At 64.3% G+C, this 15,956-nt stretch carries 15 protein-coding genes; 8 read left to right on the top strand and 7 right to left on the bottom strand.

The genetic code is table 11. From position 1 onward, the window contains the following. From E5W70_RS19150 to nhaA, 4 genes are all read left to right on the top strand, one after another. The coding region (locus tag E5W70_RS19150) for an ATP-dependent helicase C-terminal domain-containing protein (protein ID WP_292660870.1) at window positions 1-469 on the top strand (469 nt) is incomplete at its 5' end. Window positions 470-560: 91 nt separating this feature from the next. After that, window positions 561-1,886 carry an ActS/PrrB/RegB family redox-sensitive histidine kinase gene (locus tag E5W70_RS19145; protein WP_292660867.1) on the top strand — a complete coding sequence of 442 codons (1,326 nt, stop codon included), beginning with the start codon at window positions 561-563 and terminating at the stop codon, window positions 1,884-1,886. Between the two features lie 63 nt (window positions 1,887-1,949). Next, the gene (locus E5W70_RS19140; RefSeq protein WP_023676342.1) at window positions 1,950-2,513 is read left to right on the top strand and encodes an ActR/PrrA/RegA family redox response regulator transcription factor; all 564 of its coding nucleotides are present in this window, start codon (window positions 1,950-1,952) and stop codon (window positions 2,511-2,513) included. A gap of 91 nt (window positions 2,514-2,604) precedes the next feature. Next, window positions 2,605-3,798 (top strand): Na+/H+ antiporter NhaA, encoded by a 1,194-nt coding sequence (nhaA, locus tag E5W70_RS19135; RefSeq protein WP_292660864.1) that lies wholly within the window; start codon window positions 2,605-2,607, stop codon window positions 3,796-3,798. 123 nt (window positions 3,799-3,921) lie between these two features. On the opposite strand, the gene E5W70_RS19130 is transcribed toward nhaA, so the two are convergent. The 6 genes from E5W70_RS19130 to E5W70_RS19105 all read right to left on the bottom strand — a co-directional run bounded on the left by E5W70_RS19130 (window position 3,922) and on the right by E5W70_RS19105 (window position 10,612). Continuing rightward, window positions 3,922-5,349 (bottom strand): gamma-aminobutyraldehyde dehydrogenase, encoded by a 1,428-nt coding sequence (locus tag E5W70_RS19130; RefSeq protein WP_292660861.1) that lies wholly within the window; start codon window positions 5,347-5,349, stop codon window positions 3,922-3,924. A 26-nt stretch (window positions 5,350-5,375) separates the two neighbouring features. Continuing rightward, window positions 5,376-6,191, bottom strand: a complete 816-nt coding sequence (locus E5W70_RS19125; RefSeq protein ID WP_292660858.1) for an ABC transporter permease — start codon at window positions 6,189-6,191, stop codon at window positions 5,376-5,378. Then, window positions 6,181-7,149 (bottom strand): ABC transporter permease, encoded by a 969-nt coding sequence (locus tag E5W70_RS19120; RefSeq protein WP_292660856.1) that lies wholly within the window; start codon window positions 7,147-7,149, stop codon window positions 6,181-6,183. The genes E5W70_RS19125 and E5W70_RS19120 overlap by 11 nt, the downstream gene beginning before the upstream one ends. After that, a complete protein-coding gene (locus E5W70_RS19115; protein WP_292660854.1) occupies window positions 7,146-8,141 on the bottom strand; it encodes an ABC transporter ATP-binding protein in 996 nt (331 codons plus the stop codon). Before E5W70_RS19115 ends, E5W70_RS19120 begins: the two co-directional genes overlap by 4 nt. 188 nt (window positions 8,142-8,329) lie before the next feature. Further along, on the bottom strand, window positions 8,330-9,484 hold the full coding sequence (locus tag E5W70_RS19110) for an ABC transporter substrate-binding protein (protein WP_292660851.1): 1,155 nt from the start codon (window positions 9,482-9,484) through the stop codon (window positions 8,330-8,332). 201 nt (window positions 9,485-9,685) lie between these two features. Continuing rightward, window positions 9,686-10,612 (bottom strand): LysR substrate-binding domain-containing protein, encoded by a 927-nt coding sequence (locus E5W70_RS19105; protein ID WP_254816127.1) that lies wholly within the window; start codon window positions 10,610-10,612, stop codon window positions 9,686-9,688. An 89-nt stretch (window positions 10,613-10,701) separates the two neighbouring features. Between E5W70_RS19105 and E5W70_RS19100 the strand changes: the two genes are divergently transcribed. Together E5W70_RS19100 and E5W70_RS19095 are read left to right on the top strand one after the other, a co-directional pair. Continuing rightward, a complete protein-coding gene (locus E5W70_RS19100) occupies window positions 10,702-11,151 on the top strand; it encodes an Rrf2 family transcriptional regulator (protein WP_292660846.1) in 450 nt (149 codons plus the stop codon). Beyond that, window positions 11,141-12,037 carry an NAD(P)/FAD-dependent oxidoreductase gene (locus E5W70_RS19095; protein ID WP_292660844.1) on the top strand — a complete coding sequence of 299 codons (897 nt, stop codon included), beginning with the start codon at window positions 11,141-11,143 and terminating at the stop codon, window positions 12,035-12,037. Before E5W70_RS19100 ends, E5W70_RS19095 begins: the two co-directional genes overlap by 11 nt. Here E5W70_RS19095 and E5W70_RS19090 read toward each other — a convergent pair. After that, the gene (locus E5W70_RS19090; protein ID WP_292660841.1) at window positions 12,034-12,810 is read right to left on the bottom strand and encodes a DeoR/GlpR family DNA-binding transcription regulator; all 777 of its coding nucleotides are present in this window, start codon (window positions 12,808-12,810) and stop codon (window positions 12,034-12,036) included. The two genes, E5W70_RS19095 and E5W70_RS19090, sit on opposite strands and share 4 nt — an antisense overlap. A gap of 434 nt (window positions 12,811-13,244) precedes the next feature. On the opposite strand from E5W70_RS19090, the gene E5W70_RS19085 reads away from it, so the two are divergent. Both E5W70_RS19085 and E5W70_RS19080 read left to right on the top strand, forming a co-directional pair. Continuing rightward, window positions 13,245-14,129: a phosphotransferase family protein gene (locus E5W70_RS19085; protein ID WP_292660875.1), complete on the top strand. Its 885-nt coding sequence runs from the start codon at window positions 13,245-13,247 to the stop codon at window positions 14,127-14,129. Then, window positions 14,126-15,956, top strand: a 1,831-nt coding sequence (locus E5W70_RS19080) for an FAD-dependent oxidoreductase (protein WP_292660838.1), incomplete at its 3' end; no start/stop codon positions are given. The genes E5W70_RS19085 and E5W70_RS19080, both read left to right, overlap by 4 nt.

Raw genomic sequence — 15,956 nt, 5'->3', positions numbered from 1 at the left:
TGCCGCACTCGTCGAGCGCCTCGACGAGTGGCTGCTGCCGTTCCTTTCCGGTGCCGCATCCTTCGCGGCGATTGATCCCAGCATGCTTTCGCAAGGCCTGATGACGCTGGTGCCGCACGAATTGCAGCGCAAGATAGACGCATTGGCGCCGACCCATTTCGACGCGCCGTCGGGCAGCCGGCTGCCGATCCGCTATGACGGCGAATGGCCGGTGCTGGCGATCCGCGTGCAGGAACTGTTCGGCCTCGACCGGCATCCCGCGATCGCCAACGGCACTGTGCCGCTGACGCTCGAATTGCTGTCGCCGGCGCATCGGCCGATCCAGACGACGCGCGACCTTCCCGGGTTCTGGCGCGGCTCCTGGGCCGATGTGCGGGCAGACATGCGCGGCCGCTACCCCAGGCATGTCTGGCCAGAGAACCCGCTTCTCGCCGCCGCCACCAGCCGCGCCAAGCCGCGCGGTACCTGACGCTTCCCGGACTGTCATCCCGAACGGAAGGCCAGCTTCGGCGGTTTTTCGGAAAAGACCTCCGGCTGTTTCCCCTCTATAATCGTTGGCCATGATAAACATCCTGCACGCACCCGACTTCCAGCAAAGCCAGCGGCTGCGCCTCAACACGCTGATCAGGTTGCGCTGGCTTGCCATCGTCGGCCAGAGCCTGACCGTGCTTGTCGTCGCTTACGGGCTGAAATTTCCGCTACCGGTCAGCATGTGTTTTGCGCTGATCGCCTGTTCGGCCTGGATGAACCTTTTGCTGACCTTCCGCTATCCGGCGGCGCATCGGCTTACCCCGTTCTCGGCCTTCGCCATCCTGACCTTCGACAGCCTGCAGCTTGCCGGCCTGCTCTACATGACCGGCGGACTCACCAATCCGTTTTCGCTGCTGATGACCGTGCCCGTCGTCGTCTCGGCGACGTCGCTGCCGCTGCGGCTGACCGCCATGCTCGGCGCGCTGGTGATCGTAGCGGCGACGCTGCTGGTCTTTTACCACCTGCCGCTGCCCTGGCATGAGGGCGCGCCATTGGCGATGCCGTTCATCTATGTTGCCGGCATATGGATGGCGGTGTTCTGCTCCATCGCCTTTACCGCGATTTATGCCTTCCGGGTGGCCGAGGAGGCGCGGCTGCTTGCCAACGCGCTTGCCGCCACCGAACTGGTGCTGCAGCGAGAACAGCATCTCTCTGCCCTCGACGGCCTCGCCGCGGCCGCCGCGCACGAGCTCGGCACGCCGCTCGCCACGATCACGCTTGTCGCCAAGGAGATGGAGAAGGCGCTTGGCGAAGATCCGAAATACGGCGAGGACGTGAAGCTTCTGCGTTCGCAGAGCGAGCGCTGCCGCGAAATCCTGAAGCGCCTGACCAGCCTTTCCTCCGAGAGCGAGGTGCACCTCTCGCGTCTGCCGCTGACCTCGCTGGTCGAGGAAGTGACGGCACCGCACCGCGATTTCGGCATTTCGATCAAGCTTCGGCCGGGCGAGCGCATCGGCCCGGAACCGGTGGGCCGGCGCAATCCCGGCGTCATCTACGGCCTCGGCAATCTGGTTGAGAACGCCGTCGACTTCGCCCGCAAGAACGTCACCATACGCTGGAGCTGGAACGAGGCCGCCGTCAGCTTCTCGATCATCGACGACGGGCCGGGCTTTCCGCCGGAGATCATCGACCGTATCGGCGAACCCTATATGTCGACGCGCCAGGGCACCGAAGCCGGCGGCGGCCTCGGCCTCGGCCTATTCATCGCCAAGACCTTGCTCGAACGCTCCGGCGCGACGCTCGATTTCCGCAATTCGAGCGAGCCCGGCGAGGGCGCTATCGTGCAGATATCGTGGCCGCGCAGCGTCTTCCTCAATCCCGAGCAGGCTTCGGCCACCATGTTCGACACGGCCTAAATTGGACAATAGCGTTGCGAAACTATATTTGCGTAAAAATCAGGCAGCAGGATTTTCAGCACGATGAGTACTGACGAAACGATTGGCGCAATGGTCGAAGGCGAGGACACCTCGCTGCTGATCGTCGACGACGACAAACCGTTCCTGACGCGGCTTGCCCGCGCCATGGAAACCAGGGGTTTCGTGGTCGAGACGGCGGAGAGCGTCGAGGAGGCGGTTGCCAAGGCGCGCGCCAATCCGCCCGCCTATGCGGTGGTCGACATGCGGCTGGCCGACGGCAACGGCCTCGACGTCGTCGCCGCCATTCGCGAGAAGCGCGACGATGCCCGCGCCATCATCCTCACCGGCTACGGCAACATCGCCACCGCAGTGACGGCGGTAAAGCTCGGCGCCATCGACTATCTGTCGAAGCCGGCCGATGCCGACGATATCTTTGCCGCCCTGACCCGCACCGCGGGCGAACGCGCAGCGCCGCCCGAAAATCCGATGTCGGCCGACCGGGTACGCTGGGAGCACATCCAGCGCGTCTACGAAATGTGCGACCGCAACGTCTCGGAAACCGCACGCCGCCTGAACATGCATCGCCGCACGCTGCAACGCATCCTCGCCAAGCGCGCGCCGCGCTAAAAGGTTCTGACTACAGGCTTGCCCGGCCAGCGCTGTTTGCGCATCATCGCTTGGCGGTGTCGGACCTTGCCGCTGATACGACGGAGGCGACATGCAGGACGAAAAGCGGCTGGTCTCCATGCTGCGCGAATTCCTCGACAGCGAGGCGGCCGGCGGCCTCATCCTGATGGCTGCGGCGGCCTTGGCCCTGATCGTCGCCAATTCGCCGCTGGGCGAGGCTTATTTCTCCGCCCTCCATGCCTATCTCGGACCGCTCAGCGTCTCGCACTGGATCAATGACGGCCTGATGGCGGTGTTCTTCCTGCTGGTCGGCCTCGAGATCAAGCGCGAGATGCTCGACGGCCAGCTGTCGACCTGGCCGCGCCGCGTGCTGCCCGGCATCGCCGCCGCCGGCGGCATGGCAGTGCCGGCACTGGTCTACGTCGCCATCAACCGCAACAATCCAGCCGCTCTGTCCGGCTGGGCGATTCCGACCGCCACTGACATCGCCTTTGCGCTCGGCGTGCTGTCGCTGCTCGGCAGCCGCGTCCCGGGCTCGCTGAAGATATTCCTCACCGCGCTCGCCATCATCGACGATCTCGGCGCCGTGCTCATCATCGCGGTGTTTTATACCAGCGGGCTGTCGCTCGCTTATCTCGGCGCCGCCTTCGCCGTCATCGCGCTGCTCGTCGTGCTCAACCGCATGCGGGTGCTGACGCTGCTGCTGTACATCTTGCTCGGCATCGTTCTGTGGGTTTTGGTGCTTAAATCGGGCGTCCATGCGACGCTCGCCGGCGTTGCGCTGGCCCTCACCATCCCATTGAAGATCTCGCCGGGCAGCGGCCACGATCGCGACCATTCGCCGCTGCACCGGCTCGAACACGGCCTGCACAAAATCGTCGCCTTTTTCGTCATCCCGATTTTCGGCTTTGCCAACGCCGGCGTCTCGCTCGGCGGTCTCAGCGCTGCCGCCCTGGCCGAGCCGCTGACGCTCGGCGTCGCCGCCGGCCTCGTCGCCGGCAAGCTGGTCGGCGTGTTCGGGTCTTCCGCGCTTGCTATCCGGCTCGGCTTCGCCGATCTGCCGGTCAATGCCGGCTGGCTGCACATGGTCGGCATTTCGCTGCTCTGCGGCATCGGCTTTACCATGAGCCTGTTCATCGGCCTGCTCGCCTTCGCCAGCGACGTCGCTCTGCAGGACGCGGTCAAGGTCGGCATCCTCGCCGGCTCCTTCATTGCCGCGATCCTCGGCGCCGCCGTACTGTTGGTGGCGCCGGCCGCGGACGGGACGGACGAGGCGGAAGAATAGTCGCGCCGCGCTTTCAGCAGGCGCCTTGTGCCCGCGACCGTCCCCCGGCCCTTCGCAGGCTCAGGGCGTTCGAAGCTCGAAAAGCCAAGCAATTGGCTTTTCGTCCGCTACGCGGACCGCTCCTCACCCATGCGCAACCATGACGTGGCGGACGGCGGTATAGTCCTCCAGTGCATAGAGCGACATGTCCTTGCCGTAGCCGGATTGTTTCAACCCGCCATGCGGCATCTCGTTGGTCAGCATGAAATGGGTGTTGATCCAGGTGCAGCCATATTGCAGCCGGGCCGCCGTCGCCATGGCGCGCGAAACGTCCTTGGTCCACACCGATGACGCCAGGCCGTAGTCAGAATCATTGGCCCAGTTCACGGCCTCGTCGACTTCGGAAAAGCGGGTGACCGAGACCACCGGACCGAACACTTCGCGGCGCACGATCTCGTCCTCCTGCAGCGCGCCGGCGACGACGGTCGGCTGATAGAAAAAGCCGGAGCCTTCGCCCGGCTTGCCGCCAGTGGTGATCTCGATGTGCTTGAGCTCCGAGGCGCGCTCGACGAAGCTCGAGACGCGGTCGCGCTGGCGGCGCGAGATCAGCGGCCCGATTTCGTTCTCGGTATCGTCGGGACGATCATACTTGATGGTCGAGACCGCAGCGGAGAGGTCGGCGACGAGCTTGTCGTAGATCTTCTTGCCGGCATAGATGCGGCAGGCGGCGGTGCAGTCCTGGCCGGCATTGTAATAGCCGAAGGCGCGCAGGCCGTTGACCACCGCACCGAGATCGGCGTCGTCGAAGACGATGACCGGCGCCTTGCCACCGAGTTCGAGATGCGTGCGCTTGACCGATTTGGCGGCGGCCTGCAGCACCTTCTTGCCGGTGGCGACGTCGCCGGTGATCGAGATCATGTTGACCTTCGGATGGTTGATCAGCGTGTTGCCGACGCTGTCGCCGCGGCCGAGCACGACGTTGACGACGCCTTCCGGCAGGATCTCGGCAAGGATTTTTGCCAGCTTCAGCGCAGTCAGCGGCGTCTGCTCCGACGGCTTGAAGACGACGGTGTTGCCGCCGGCAATCGCCGGCGCCAGCTTCCAGGCCATCATCATCAGCGGATAATTCCACGGCGCAATCGACGCCACGACGCCGATGGCGTCGCGGCGGACCATCGAGGTATGACCGGGAATGTATTCGCCGGCGACCTGTCCAGGCATCGAGCGGACCGCGCCGGCAAAGAAGCGGTAGCAGTCGACGATCGCCGGGATCTCGTCATTGAGCACGGCATTGATCGGCTTGCCACAGTTCAGCGCCTCGAGCGCCGCGAAATCCTGTGCAGCAGCCTCGATGCGATCGGCGATCTTCAGGAGATAGCCGGCGCGCTGCGCCGGTGTTGTGCGGGACCAGGTGACGAAGGCTTTTTCGGCGGCAAGCACTGCCGCCTCGATCTGCGCCGGGCTGGCCTCGGGCAGATTGAGGATGGTCGCCCCGGTCTTCGGGTTGAGGATCGGTTCCTCGGTCTCGGCGCCTTTCTCGAATCTCGAGCCGATCAGCATCTGCGTGTCCATGGAAATCTCTCCCTTATGAACTGAAGTCATTTGCCCGAACCGGCGATCTGGTCGCCGTCGCGGGTCAGGTAATAGGCAGCGAGGATGGGAAGCAGCGTCACCAGCACCACGACCATCGCCACGACATTGGTGACCGGACGCTGGCGCGGACGGATCAACTCTTCGAGCATCCAGATCGGCACCGTCTGCTGCTGGCCGGCGGTGAAGGTGGTGACGATGACCTCGTCGAAGGACAGCGCAAAGGCAAGCATGCCGCCGGCCAGCAGCGCGGTTGCGATGTTGGGCAGCACGACATGCCGAAAGGTCTGGAAACCATCGGCGCCGAGATCCATCGACGCCTCGATCATCGAGCCGGACGTGCGGCGGAAACGGGCGACGGCATTGTTGTAGACGACGACCACGCAGAATGTGGCGTGGCCGAGCACGACCGTCCAGAACGAGAACGGGATTTCGGCCAGCGCGAAGGCCGAGCGCAGCGCGATGCCGGTGATGATGCCGGGCAGCGCGATCGGCAGGATCACCAGCAGCGAGATGGTTTCGCGGCCGAAGAATTTTGTGCGGGACACGGCCGCGGCGCAGAGCGTGCCGAGGACCAGCGCGATGGCGGTCGAGATCGCCGCGACGCGCACAGACAGCGACAGCGCCTGCCAGACGTCAGGCCGGTTCCAGGTGACGGCGAACCATTGCGTGGTCAGGCCCGGCGGCGGCCAGACGAAGCTCTTCTCCTCGGTGGTGAAGGCATAGACGAAGATCAGCAGGATCGGCAGGTGCAGGAAGAGCAGGCCGCCGGTGGCAGCGAGCTTCAGGCCGATCGGCGCGGATGGGCCACGGTCAGAGCGCATCGAAAGCCCCCATGCGCTTGGCGCCCCAGAGGTAGAAGCCCATGATGACAATGGGCACCACGGTAAAGGCGGCGGCGAGCGGGATGTTGCCGGCAGTGCCTTGCTGCGAATAGACGGCCTGGCCGATGAACAGCCGCGAGGTACCGATGATCTGGGGGATGATGTAGTCGCCGAGCGTCAGCGAGAAGGTGAAGATCGAGCCGGCGACGATGCCGGGCAGCGCCAGCGGGAACAGCACGTTGCGGAAGGTCTGGCCGGGCGAGGCCCCCAAATCGGACGAGGCCTCGACCAGATTGCCCGGCACGCGCTCGAGTGCGGCCTGCACCGGCAGGATCATGAAGGGCAGCCAGACATAGACGAATACGATGAAGGTGCCAGTTGAGGAGACCGACAGCGAGTTGCCGCCGACGATCGGGAGCGATAGCCAGGCATCAAGCAGCCACAGAAGATGCAATTTGGCCAACAGCCACGTCAGGATGCCTTCCTTGGCGAGGATCAGCTTCCAGGCATAGATCTTGACCAGGTAGCTCGACCACAGCGGCAGCATGACGCCGAGATAAAACAACGCTTTCCAACGGCCACGCGCATAGCGCGCCGCGTAATAGGCGATGGGAAAGGCGATGACCGCCGACGCGAGCGTCACCAGCGCCGCCATCGTCACCGTGCGCAGGATGATGTCGAGATTAGCGGCCTGCAGCAGGTCGCCATAGGTCTTTAGCGTGAACTGCCGGTTGATCAGGCCGGAGAACTCGTCGATCGAAAAGAAGCTCTGCAGGAGCAGTGCGACCAGCGAGCCGATATAGACGATGCCGAGCCACAGAACCGGCGGCAGCAGCATGAGCAGAAGCAGCAGTTGCGGCCGGCGCCAGAAGATGTCGGAGAGCGCGCCGCGTACGCCGCCGCTGCCCGGCAGGATGGCGGGGGCCGTGGCCCGCGGCATGGCAGCGTCAAGGCTCATCCCAGCTCGTCCATCAAATGCAAATGCTCGCGGTTGAAGGTGAGCACCACCGCCTCGCCTTCCCGGGGCAAGGCAGCACCCGCCGGCACGATGGCATGTAGCCGCAAGCCCTCTGCATCGAGCGCCAGTCTTGTCGTGGCGCCGAGATAGTTGGTCGAGACAAGACGAGCGGCAACGCCTTCGCCGTTGGCCCGGCTAATACGGATGGATTCGGGCCGCAGGCTGCCCCAGCGATGCTGGCCGGCATAGCGCTGGACGAAATCCGGCGGCAGCACGTTGGACGAGCCGACGAAATCGGCGACGAAGCGGGTCTTGGGGCGCTGGTAGATGTCTTCCGGCGTGCCGATCTGCATGATCTTGCCGTCATTGAAGACGGCGACGCGGTCGGCCATCGAAAGCGCTTCGCCCTGGTCGTGGGTGACGAACACGAAGGTGATGCCGAGCGCCTTCTGCAGCGATTTCAACTCCTCCTGCATGTTTTCGCGCAGCTTGAGGTCGAGCGCGCCGAGCGGCTCGTCGAGCAACAGCACCTTGGGCTGGTTGACCAGAGCACGGGCGAGCGCGACGCGCTGGCGCTGGCCGCCGGAAAGTTGGCCAGGGCGACGCGCGCCGTAGTCGGGAAGCCGCACCAGCGCAAGCGCCTCTTCCGCCGCCTTTTGCCGCTCCGGTCTGCCGACGCCCTTGACCATCAGCCCATAGGCGACGTTGTCGAGCACGTTGAGATGCGGGAACAGCGCATAATCCTGGAACACGGTGTTGACGTTGCGGCGATAGGGCGGCACGCCCTCGGCGCGTTCGCCGAAGATCGAGATCGACCCAGCCGTCGGCTGCTCGAAGCCGGCGATGAGGCGCAGGCACGTCGTCTTGCCCGAGCCGGAAGGCCCGAGCATGGCGAAGAACTCGCCCGGCACGATGTCGAGATCGACCGCGTCGACGGCACGCACGCTGCCGAAATGGCGGGAGACTTTTTGGAAGGAAACGGCGGAGGTCATGGGCTGTCCTGATCTGTCAGGCTCATTAAATTTCAGGCGGTTGCGCCGCCCCTCATCCGCCTGCCGGCACCTTCTCCCCGTATAGTGGACGGGGAGAAGGGAGGCGCTCCAACGCTGGCGACCCCCCGTTCTTCACGGGGAGAGGGTAAGGGTGAGGGGCAGCGCCGAGCTTCGTAGGTGAGGCGAACTCACCGCCCGCCGATGACGCCGATATAGTCCGACACCCAGCGGTAATAGGGCACGCACTGGTCGTTCTGGGTGGCGCATTTCGAGACCGGCGTCTTCCAGAACTTGATCTTGTCGAAATTGTCGTAGCCGTTGGTCTTGCAGCCCTCTTCGCCGAGCAGTTCGTTGCCCTTGCAGGCGGCAGGCACCACCGGCAGCGAGCCGAACCAGGCGGAGACGTCGCCCTGCACTTTCGGCGACAGCGAATGCTCAATCCACATGTAGGCGCAGTTCGGGTGGGCCGCATCGGCCTCCATCATCGTGGTGTCGGCCCAGCCGGTGACGCCCTCCTCGGGGATGGTCGAGGCGACCGGCTTCTTGGCCGCGATCAGCGTGTTGACCTGGTAGGGCCAAGAACCGGAGGCGACGACGCCTTCGTTCTGGAAATCGTCGACCTGTATGGCGGCGTCATGCCAATAGCGTCCGACAAGCGTACGCTGGACGCGCAGCAGGTCGAGCGCGGCCTTGTACTGGTCCTCGGTCAGTTCGTACGGATCCTTGATGCCGAGCTCCGGCTTGTGGGCCATCAGGTAATTGGCGGCGTCGGCGATGTGGATCGGCCCGTCATAGGCCTGGACGCGGCCCTTGTTCGACTTGCCGTCGGGCAGCTTCATTTCCTCGAACACGATGTTCCAGCTCTTCGGTGCCTCCTTGAACACTTCGGTGTTGTACATCAGCACGTTCGGCCCCCACTGATAGGGGACGCCGTAATGGACACCGCCGACGGTGAACCAGGGCGCATCCTTCAGCCGGTCGTCGACCGTCTTCCAGCTCGGTATGAGGTCGGTGTTGATCGGCTGGACGCGCTTGCCGGCAACCAGGCGCAGCGAGGCGTCCCCCGAGGCGGTGACAAGGTCGAAACCGCCTTCGTTCATCAACGAGACCATCTCGTCGGAGGTGTTGGCGGTCTTGACGTTGACCTTGCAGCCGGTCTCCTTCTCGAACGAAGTGACCCAATCATAGCCCTTGTCGGTTTCGCCGCGCTCGATATAGCCCGGCCAGGCGACGATATTGACCTCGCCTTCACCCTTGCCGAGCTCCTTGACCTGGGCAATCGCCTGACCGGAAAAGCTCAGCGCGACCGTCAAGGCAGTGCATGATTTCAGCAATGAATTCATCGTCGATCTCCCATTTTGCATGACCCCGAAACCGGTTTCGGCTTTCGGAAAAAGGTCATGCGCCCGTTTAAAAACGTTGGATGCGCGGCTCTGAAGGGCCGTGCTCCGGCGGCAGCTTTGTTCCCTGACCGAAAAGTGCTGCGAAATTTCCGGTTTCGCAAATTCATTTATCAGAAAGCCGATATCGGTTTTCCCGATACATCAGCGGCCGATCTTCTCGGGCCGTTGGCGCACCATGCGCTGCGACTGGGCAAGCCCGATGAAGTCGCGCGCCGCCTGCGGCAGGCCGGAGCCGCGCCGCCAGACCATGCCGACCTGGACGACCGGCAACGATCCCGAAATATCGCGCGATTCGATGCGGTCGCCTTCCAGCGACCAAGGCCGGTAGACGAGGTCGGGCAGCAGCGCCACGCCGGCGCCGGTGGCGACGAGGCTGCGCACCGCTTCGACCGAGCGGGTGCGGAAGGCGACATGCGGCTTGGCGCCGATCGCCGTCAGCAGCTTTCCGGTGTTCTCCTCGATCTCGTCGACGGTCAGCATGATCAGCGGTTCCGAGGCGATGTCACCGATGCCGATAATGTCGGCGCCGGCCAAGGGATGGCCGAGCGGCAGCCACAGCCGGTAAGCCGAGACTTCGAGGATTTCGGACTGCAGCGCCGTGCGGTCGCGCAGGTTCGAAGTGACCATGACGGCAATGTCGAGCTTGCCGCCGATCAACAGGTGCTCGAGATAGTCGCCATTGTCCTCGATCGCCGAGACCTCGACACCCGGATAAGCGCGGCGGTAGCGGGCAAGAAGATCCGACAGCACATAGCCGGCGACCAGCGAGGTGACGCCAAGTTGCAGCCGCCCGCTTGCCGCTATCCGTTCGCCGAAGAAGGCGCGGCGCGCATCGGAAACGTCGGCGAGGATCTTCCTCGCATGGCGCAGGAACTGGTGGCCTTTGTGGGTGATGTTCAAGCCGCGCGGGTGGCGCTCGAACAACTCGACGCCGAGATCGTGCTCCAACTCCTTGATCGCCTCGGTGACCGAGGATTGCGAGATCGACAGGTTCTGGGCGGCGCCCGACACCGTGCCCTGCTCGGCGACGGCGATGAAGAACTGCAATTGGCGGATGGTGAAAGCCATGGCCGGACTAAACACGGCGGAAGCGGCGCTGGGAAGTGGGGCGACCGACAACACTTGACGGCCGAAAGACTCGTAACTAAATAAGTTACATGAAACGAAACAGCAGACTCTCGTCGACCCTGCACATTCTCGTCCACATGGCCGAAACGCAGGAGCACGCGCTGACCTCCGAGCAACTCGCCACATTCATCCACACGAACCCGGTCGTCGTCCGCCGGACCGTCGCCGGCTTGCGTAAAGCTGGCATCGTCACCTCTTCGCGCGGACATGGCGGCGGCTGGCAACTTGGCCGTGCGCCCGAGCAAATCTCGCTGGCCGAGATCAGCGCCGCGCTCGGCGAACCGCTGCTGCCGTTCGGCACCGAGCCGGAGAGCCCCGGCTGCCTTGTCGAACAAGCGGTGATAGCGGCGCTCGATGATTTTCGCGTTGAGGCCGAGAAGCTGCTGGCGGAAAAACTCAGCCGCATCACGCTTGCCGACCTCGCCGCCGATTTCCACCGCCGTTACGAGCTGATTGGAGTGACCAGCCATGCAGTATGATCTGATTGTCGTGGGCGGCAGCTTTGCCGGCCTGTCGGCTGCCATCCAGGTGGCACGAGCCCGGCGCAACGTCCTGGTGATCGACGCAGGCCAGCCCCGCAATCGTTTTGCCGAACACTCGCACGGCTTCCTCGGGCAGGACGGGCGCGCGCCCGGCGCAATCCTGGACGACGCAAGGCAGCAAGTGCTGGCCTATCCGACAGCCAAGGTCATCGCCGGGTTGGCGGACAAGGCCGCTGCCGCCGGTTCCGGCTTCGAGGTCACGACGGATCGCGGCGAGGCATTCGGTGCCGCGCGGCTGGTGCTTGCCACCGGCGTGCGCGATATCCTGCCGGATGTCCCCGGGCTTGCCGAGCATTGGGGAAAGAGCGTGCTGCATTGTCCTTATTGCCATGGCTATGAGGTGGACGGCGGACCGCTTGGCGTACTCGCAACCGGCCCGATGGCGGTGCATCAGGCGCAATTGATCGCCGACTGGGGCGACGTCACTCTGTTCGCAAACGGCATGTTCGAACCCGACGCGGAACAGATGCTTGCGCTGGAAAGGCGAAACGTGCGGTTCGAACCGGCCGGCGTGGCGGAGCTGGAAAAAGATGGTGCGGGCGGGCTGGTCGTCAGTCTCGAAGACGGCCGCAAAGCCGGCGTCAGGGCGCTGTTCACAGCACCGCGCAACACCATGGCGAGCCCGCTGGCCGAGCAGCTCGGCTGCACCTTCACGGAAGGCTTTCTCGGTCCGGTGATCACCGTCGACGACCGGCAGCAGACGACCGTGCCCGGCGTCTATGCCGCCGGAGATGCAGCACGATCGATGCACAACATCGCCTTCGCCGTATCAGGTGGCGCCTTCGCGGGCATATGCGCCCACCAATCGCTGGTCTTCGACTAGAACCCGCTTTCGCCGCCGGCAATGCTGAGCCGCGCGCCCGCCTGGGCAAGCGCCGCGGCAATGTCGCGCGGCGGCGGCCGCTCGGTGGCGAGTTCGGAAAAGCCGTCGAAGCCGCAGACCTGAACCAGACCGTGGCGACCGAACTTGCTGTGGTCGGTGACGACAAGCGAACGCTGGCCGCGCGACAGCACCATGCGGGCGAACTCCGCCTCTTCCAGATCATAGTCCATGACGCCCGTGACGGCATCGACCGCGCCGGTCGAAATCACCGCGTGGCTGACGGAGAAGCGGCTGACGAATTCGATGGCCGAGACGCCGAAGGCAGCACCGGAATCGCTGCGCAGCTCGCCGCCGGCCATATAGACCTTGTTGCCGTTGACGGTGGCCAGTGTGCGGGCGATGTCGGAGGAGTTGGTGACGACCGTCAGCCGCCGGTGGCCGAGCAGTTCCCGGGCCAGGAAAGAGGTGGTGGTGCCGGTGTCGAGCATGATCGATTCGCCGTCGCGGATGGTGGCGGCGACCATGCGCGCTATTGCCCGCTTGGCGTCGGCGTTCTCGCGCATGCGCCGCTCGAACGGCGCTTCGCCGGCAATCGACGGCAGGCCGACGGCGCCGTGCATCTTGAGGATGGAACCGTCGTTGGTCAGTGGCTTGACGTCGCGGCGTACCGTCTCCAGCGAGACGCCCAGCCGGTCGGCCAGGCTGGCAATGGTGACAGTGCCTTCCTCCTTGAGGAGGCGCAGGATTTCGCCATGCCGCTTCGAGTGGACCATCGGTTCCATCCGGTCGGATTGTTGCACTACTGACCGTTTCTACGGCATAATTGCCACTAATTCCAAGGAATTTAGCAAAATTCGGGCGAAAAACCAGAAAACACCACAATTTCGCGTTGACAACGTCTCCAGCGTGGCGCGACATTATCGCTGTGACAGGCTCGGAACCGAGGACGGGGCTGAGCCGCACGAAAAATCGCCTGCCCGAACGCCCGGGAAACTGTCGGGTGCAAGGGTGCCGAAATTCAGGATCCGCGGGGGCGGATGCCGGCGTCGAAGAACCCGGCACAAAGGGGCTCGTCGGTGCGGTGCGGGATACCGATCCCGAGATCTGCACCGACGAGATCTTCGCGTTGCCTGCATTCCTCCGTCCGATTGTCATCGCTGGCCAGCCGTGACATGCGTGGAAAATTGACCCAATGTTGGACGAGATCGTGACTGTCGAAGACCGCATCCGCGCGCTGCCTTGCTGGACCGGCAGCATCGACATTGCGCCGCTGCCGGGCGGGTTGAGCAATGCCAATTATCTGGTCAAGGACGCGGTCGGGCGGCACGTCGTGCGGATCGGCCAGGATTATCCGTTCCACCATGTCTTTCGCGAGCGCGAGATGATGACCGCGCGAGCAGCGCACGCGGCAGGCTTCGCTCCGGCCGTCCACTACACCGGACCCGGCGTTATGGTGACGGAGTATCTCGGCGCCAAGGCCTATGTCGCACAGGACGTGCGCGCCGATTTCGGCCGCGTTGCCGCGTTGCTGCGCGGCTTCCACCGGGAAATGCCCGGTCATGTCTCCGGCGCCGGCTTCATGTTCTGGGTATTCCATGTCATTCGCGACTATGCGCGCACGCTGGAGGAAGGCGGCAGCCGCAAGCTGGGCGAACTGCCGCGCCTGCTGACGCTGGCGGACGAGCTCGAGCGCGCGCAAAAACTGCTGCCGATCGTCTTCGGCCACAACGACCTTTTGCCGGCTAATATAATCGACGACGGTCACAGGCTTTGGCTCATCGATTTCGAATATGCCGGGTTCAACACGGCGATGTTCGACCTTGCCGGCGCGGCTTCGAATGCCGGCATGAGCGACGAGGAATCCTTCGCCTTTCTGACCGCCTATTTCATGAAGGAGCCGGACCCGGCAATACGGCGCTCGCACGCCGCCATGCAATGCGCGTCGCTGCTGCGCGAGGCGATGTGGGGCATGGTTTCCGAGCTCTACCTCGACGCGCCCGGCATCGACTACGCCGCCTACGCCGACGAAAACCTGGCGCGGCTCGAAACCGCCCTGGAGAACTACAGGACAAAATACGGGACGCGGACATGACCCTGCCCGCCCAGGCCGAGATCGTCGTCATCGGCGGTGGCATCATCGGCTGTTCGACGGCCTATCATCTGGCGCGCGACCATAAGGCCGATGTCGTGCTGCTCGAGCAGGGCAAACTGACCTCGGGCTCGACGTGGCATGCTGCCGGGCTGGTCGGCCAGTTGCGCTCGTCGGCGTCGATTACGCGGGTGCTCAAATATTCGGTCGATCTTTATAAGGGGCTGGAAGCCGAAACCGGCCTCGCCACCGGCTGGAAGATGACCGGCTGCATGCGCCTCGCCACCAATGCCGACCGCTGGACCGAGTATAAGCGGCTGGCAACGACGGCAAAGAGCTTCGGCATGGATATGCATTTGCTGTCGCCGGCCGAGGTCAAGGAAATGTGGCCGCTGCTGGAAACCGGCGACCTCGTTGGCGCGTCCTGGCTGCCGACCGACGGTCAGGCAAGCCCTTCCGACGTCACCCAGTCGCTGGCCAGGGGCGCGCGCATGCATGGCGCAAAATTGTTCGAGGAGGTGCGGGTCACCGGCTTCGAAATGAGAGACGGCCGCATCACCGCGGTGAAGACCAGCAAAGGCGATATCGCCTGCGACAAGGTGGTGAACTGCGCCGGGCAATGGGCGCGGCAGGTGGGTGCGCTGGCTGGCATCAACGTGCCGCTGCAGCCGGTGAAGCACCAGTACATCATCACCGAGAGGATCGACGGCTTGGCGACCGACGCGCCGACGATTCGCGACCCCGATCGCCGCACCTATTTCAAGGAGGAGGTCGGCGGGTTGGTGATGGGCGGCTATGAGCCGAACCCGCAGGCCTGGACGACCGGTCTGCCTGGCGGTGATGTGCCGGACGATTGGGAGTTCCGGCTGTTCGACGATGATTACGATCATTTCGAGCAGCATATGAGCCAGGCGATCGAGCGTGTCCCGGCGCTCGCCAATGCCGGCGTCAAGCAGATGATCAACGGTCCGGAGAGCTTTACGCCGGACGGCAATTTCATCCTCGGCGTGGCGCCGGAATGCGCCAATATGTTCGTTGGCGCCGGCTTCAATGCCTTCGGCATCGCGTCCGGCGGCGGCGCCGGCTGGGTGCTGGCGCAATGGGTCGTCGACGGCGAGGCGCCGCTCGATTTGTGGGTGGTCGACATCCGCCGCTTCTCCGATCTGCACCGCGACAGGCAATGGGTCGGCGACCGCACGCTGGAGGCCTATGGCAAGCACTACACGATCGGCTTCCCGCATGAGGAATATGTCAGCGGCCGGCCGCGCATCGTCTCGCCTTTGTACGAGCGGCTGCAAAAACATCGCGCCGTGTTCGGCTCGAAACTTGGCTGGGAGCGGCCTAACTGGTTCGCGCCGGAAGGCATCGAGCCGAAGGACGTCTATTCGATGGGCCGGCAGAACTGGTTCTCGGCGGTTGGCGACGAGCACCGCCACGTGCGCGAAAAGATCGGTATTTTCGACCAGTCGTCTTTCGCCAAATACGAAATGACCGGAGCGGACGCGCTGAAGGCGCTGGACTGGATCTGCGCCAATGACGTCGCCAAGCCGGTCGGCCGGCTGACCTACACGCAGCTCCTCAACACGCGCGGCGGCATCGAGGCGGATTTGACCGTGGCGAGGCTCGGCGAGGAGAAATTCTACATCGTCACCGGCACCGGTTTCCGCACGCACGATTTCTCCTGGATTGCCGATCATATCGGCAGAGAGTTCGACGTGACGCTGACCGACGTCACCGAGGAGTTCGGCACATTGTCGCTGATGGGGCCGCGCGCCCGTGACGTGCTGTCAGCGGTGACCGATGCTGACGTCTCGAACGCCGCCTTTCCGT

Origin of the sequence: Mesorhizobium sp. (genome assembly GCF_005063415.1) — a bacterium.
Lineage (GTDB): Bacteria > Pseudomonadota > Alphaproteobacteria > Rhizobiales > Rhizobiaceae > Mesorhizobium.
This window is presented reverse-complemented; position numbering and strand designations above follow the sequence as displayed.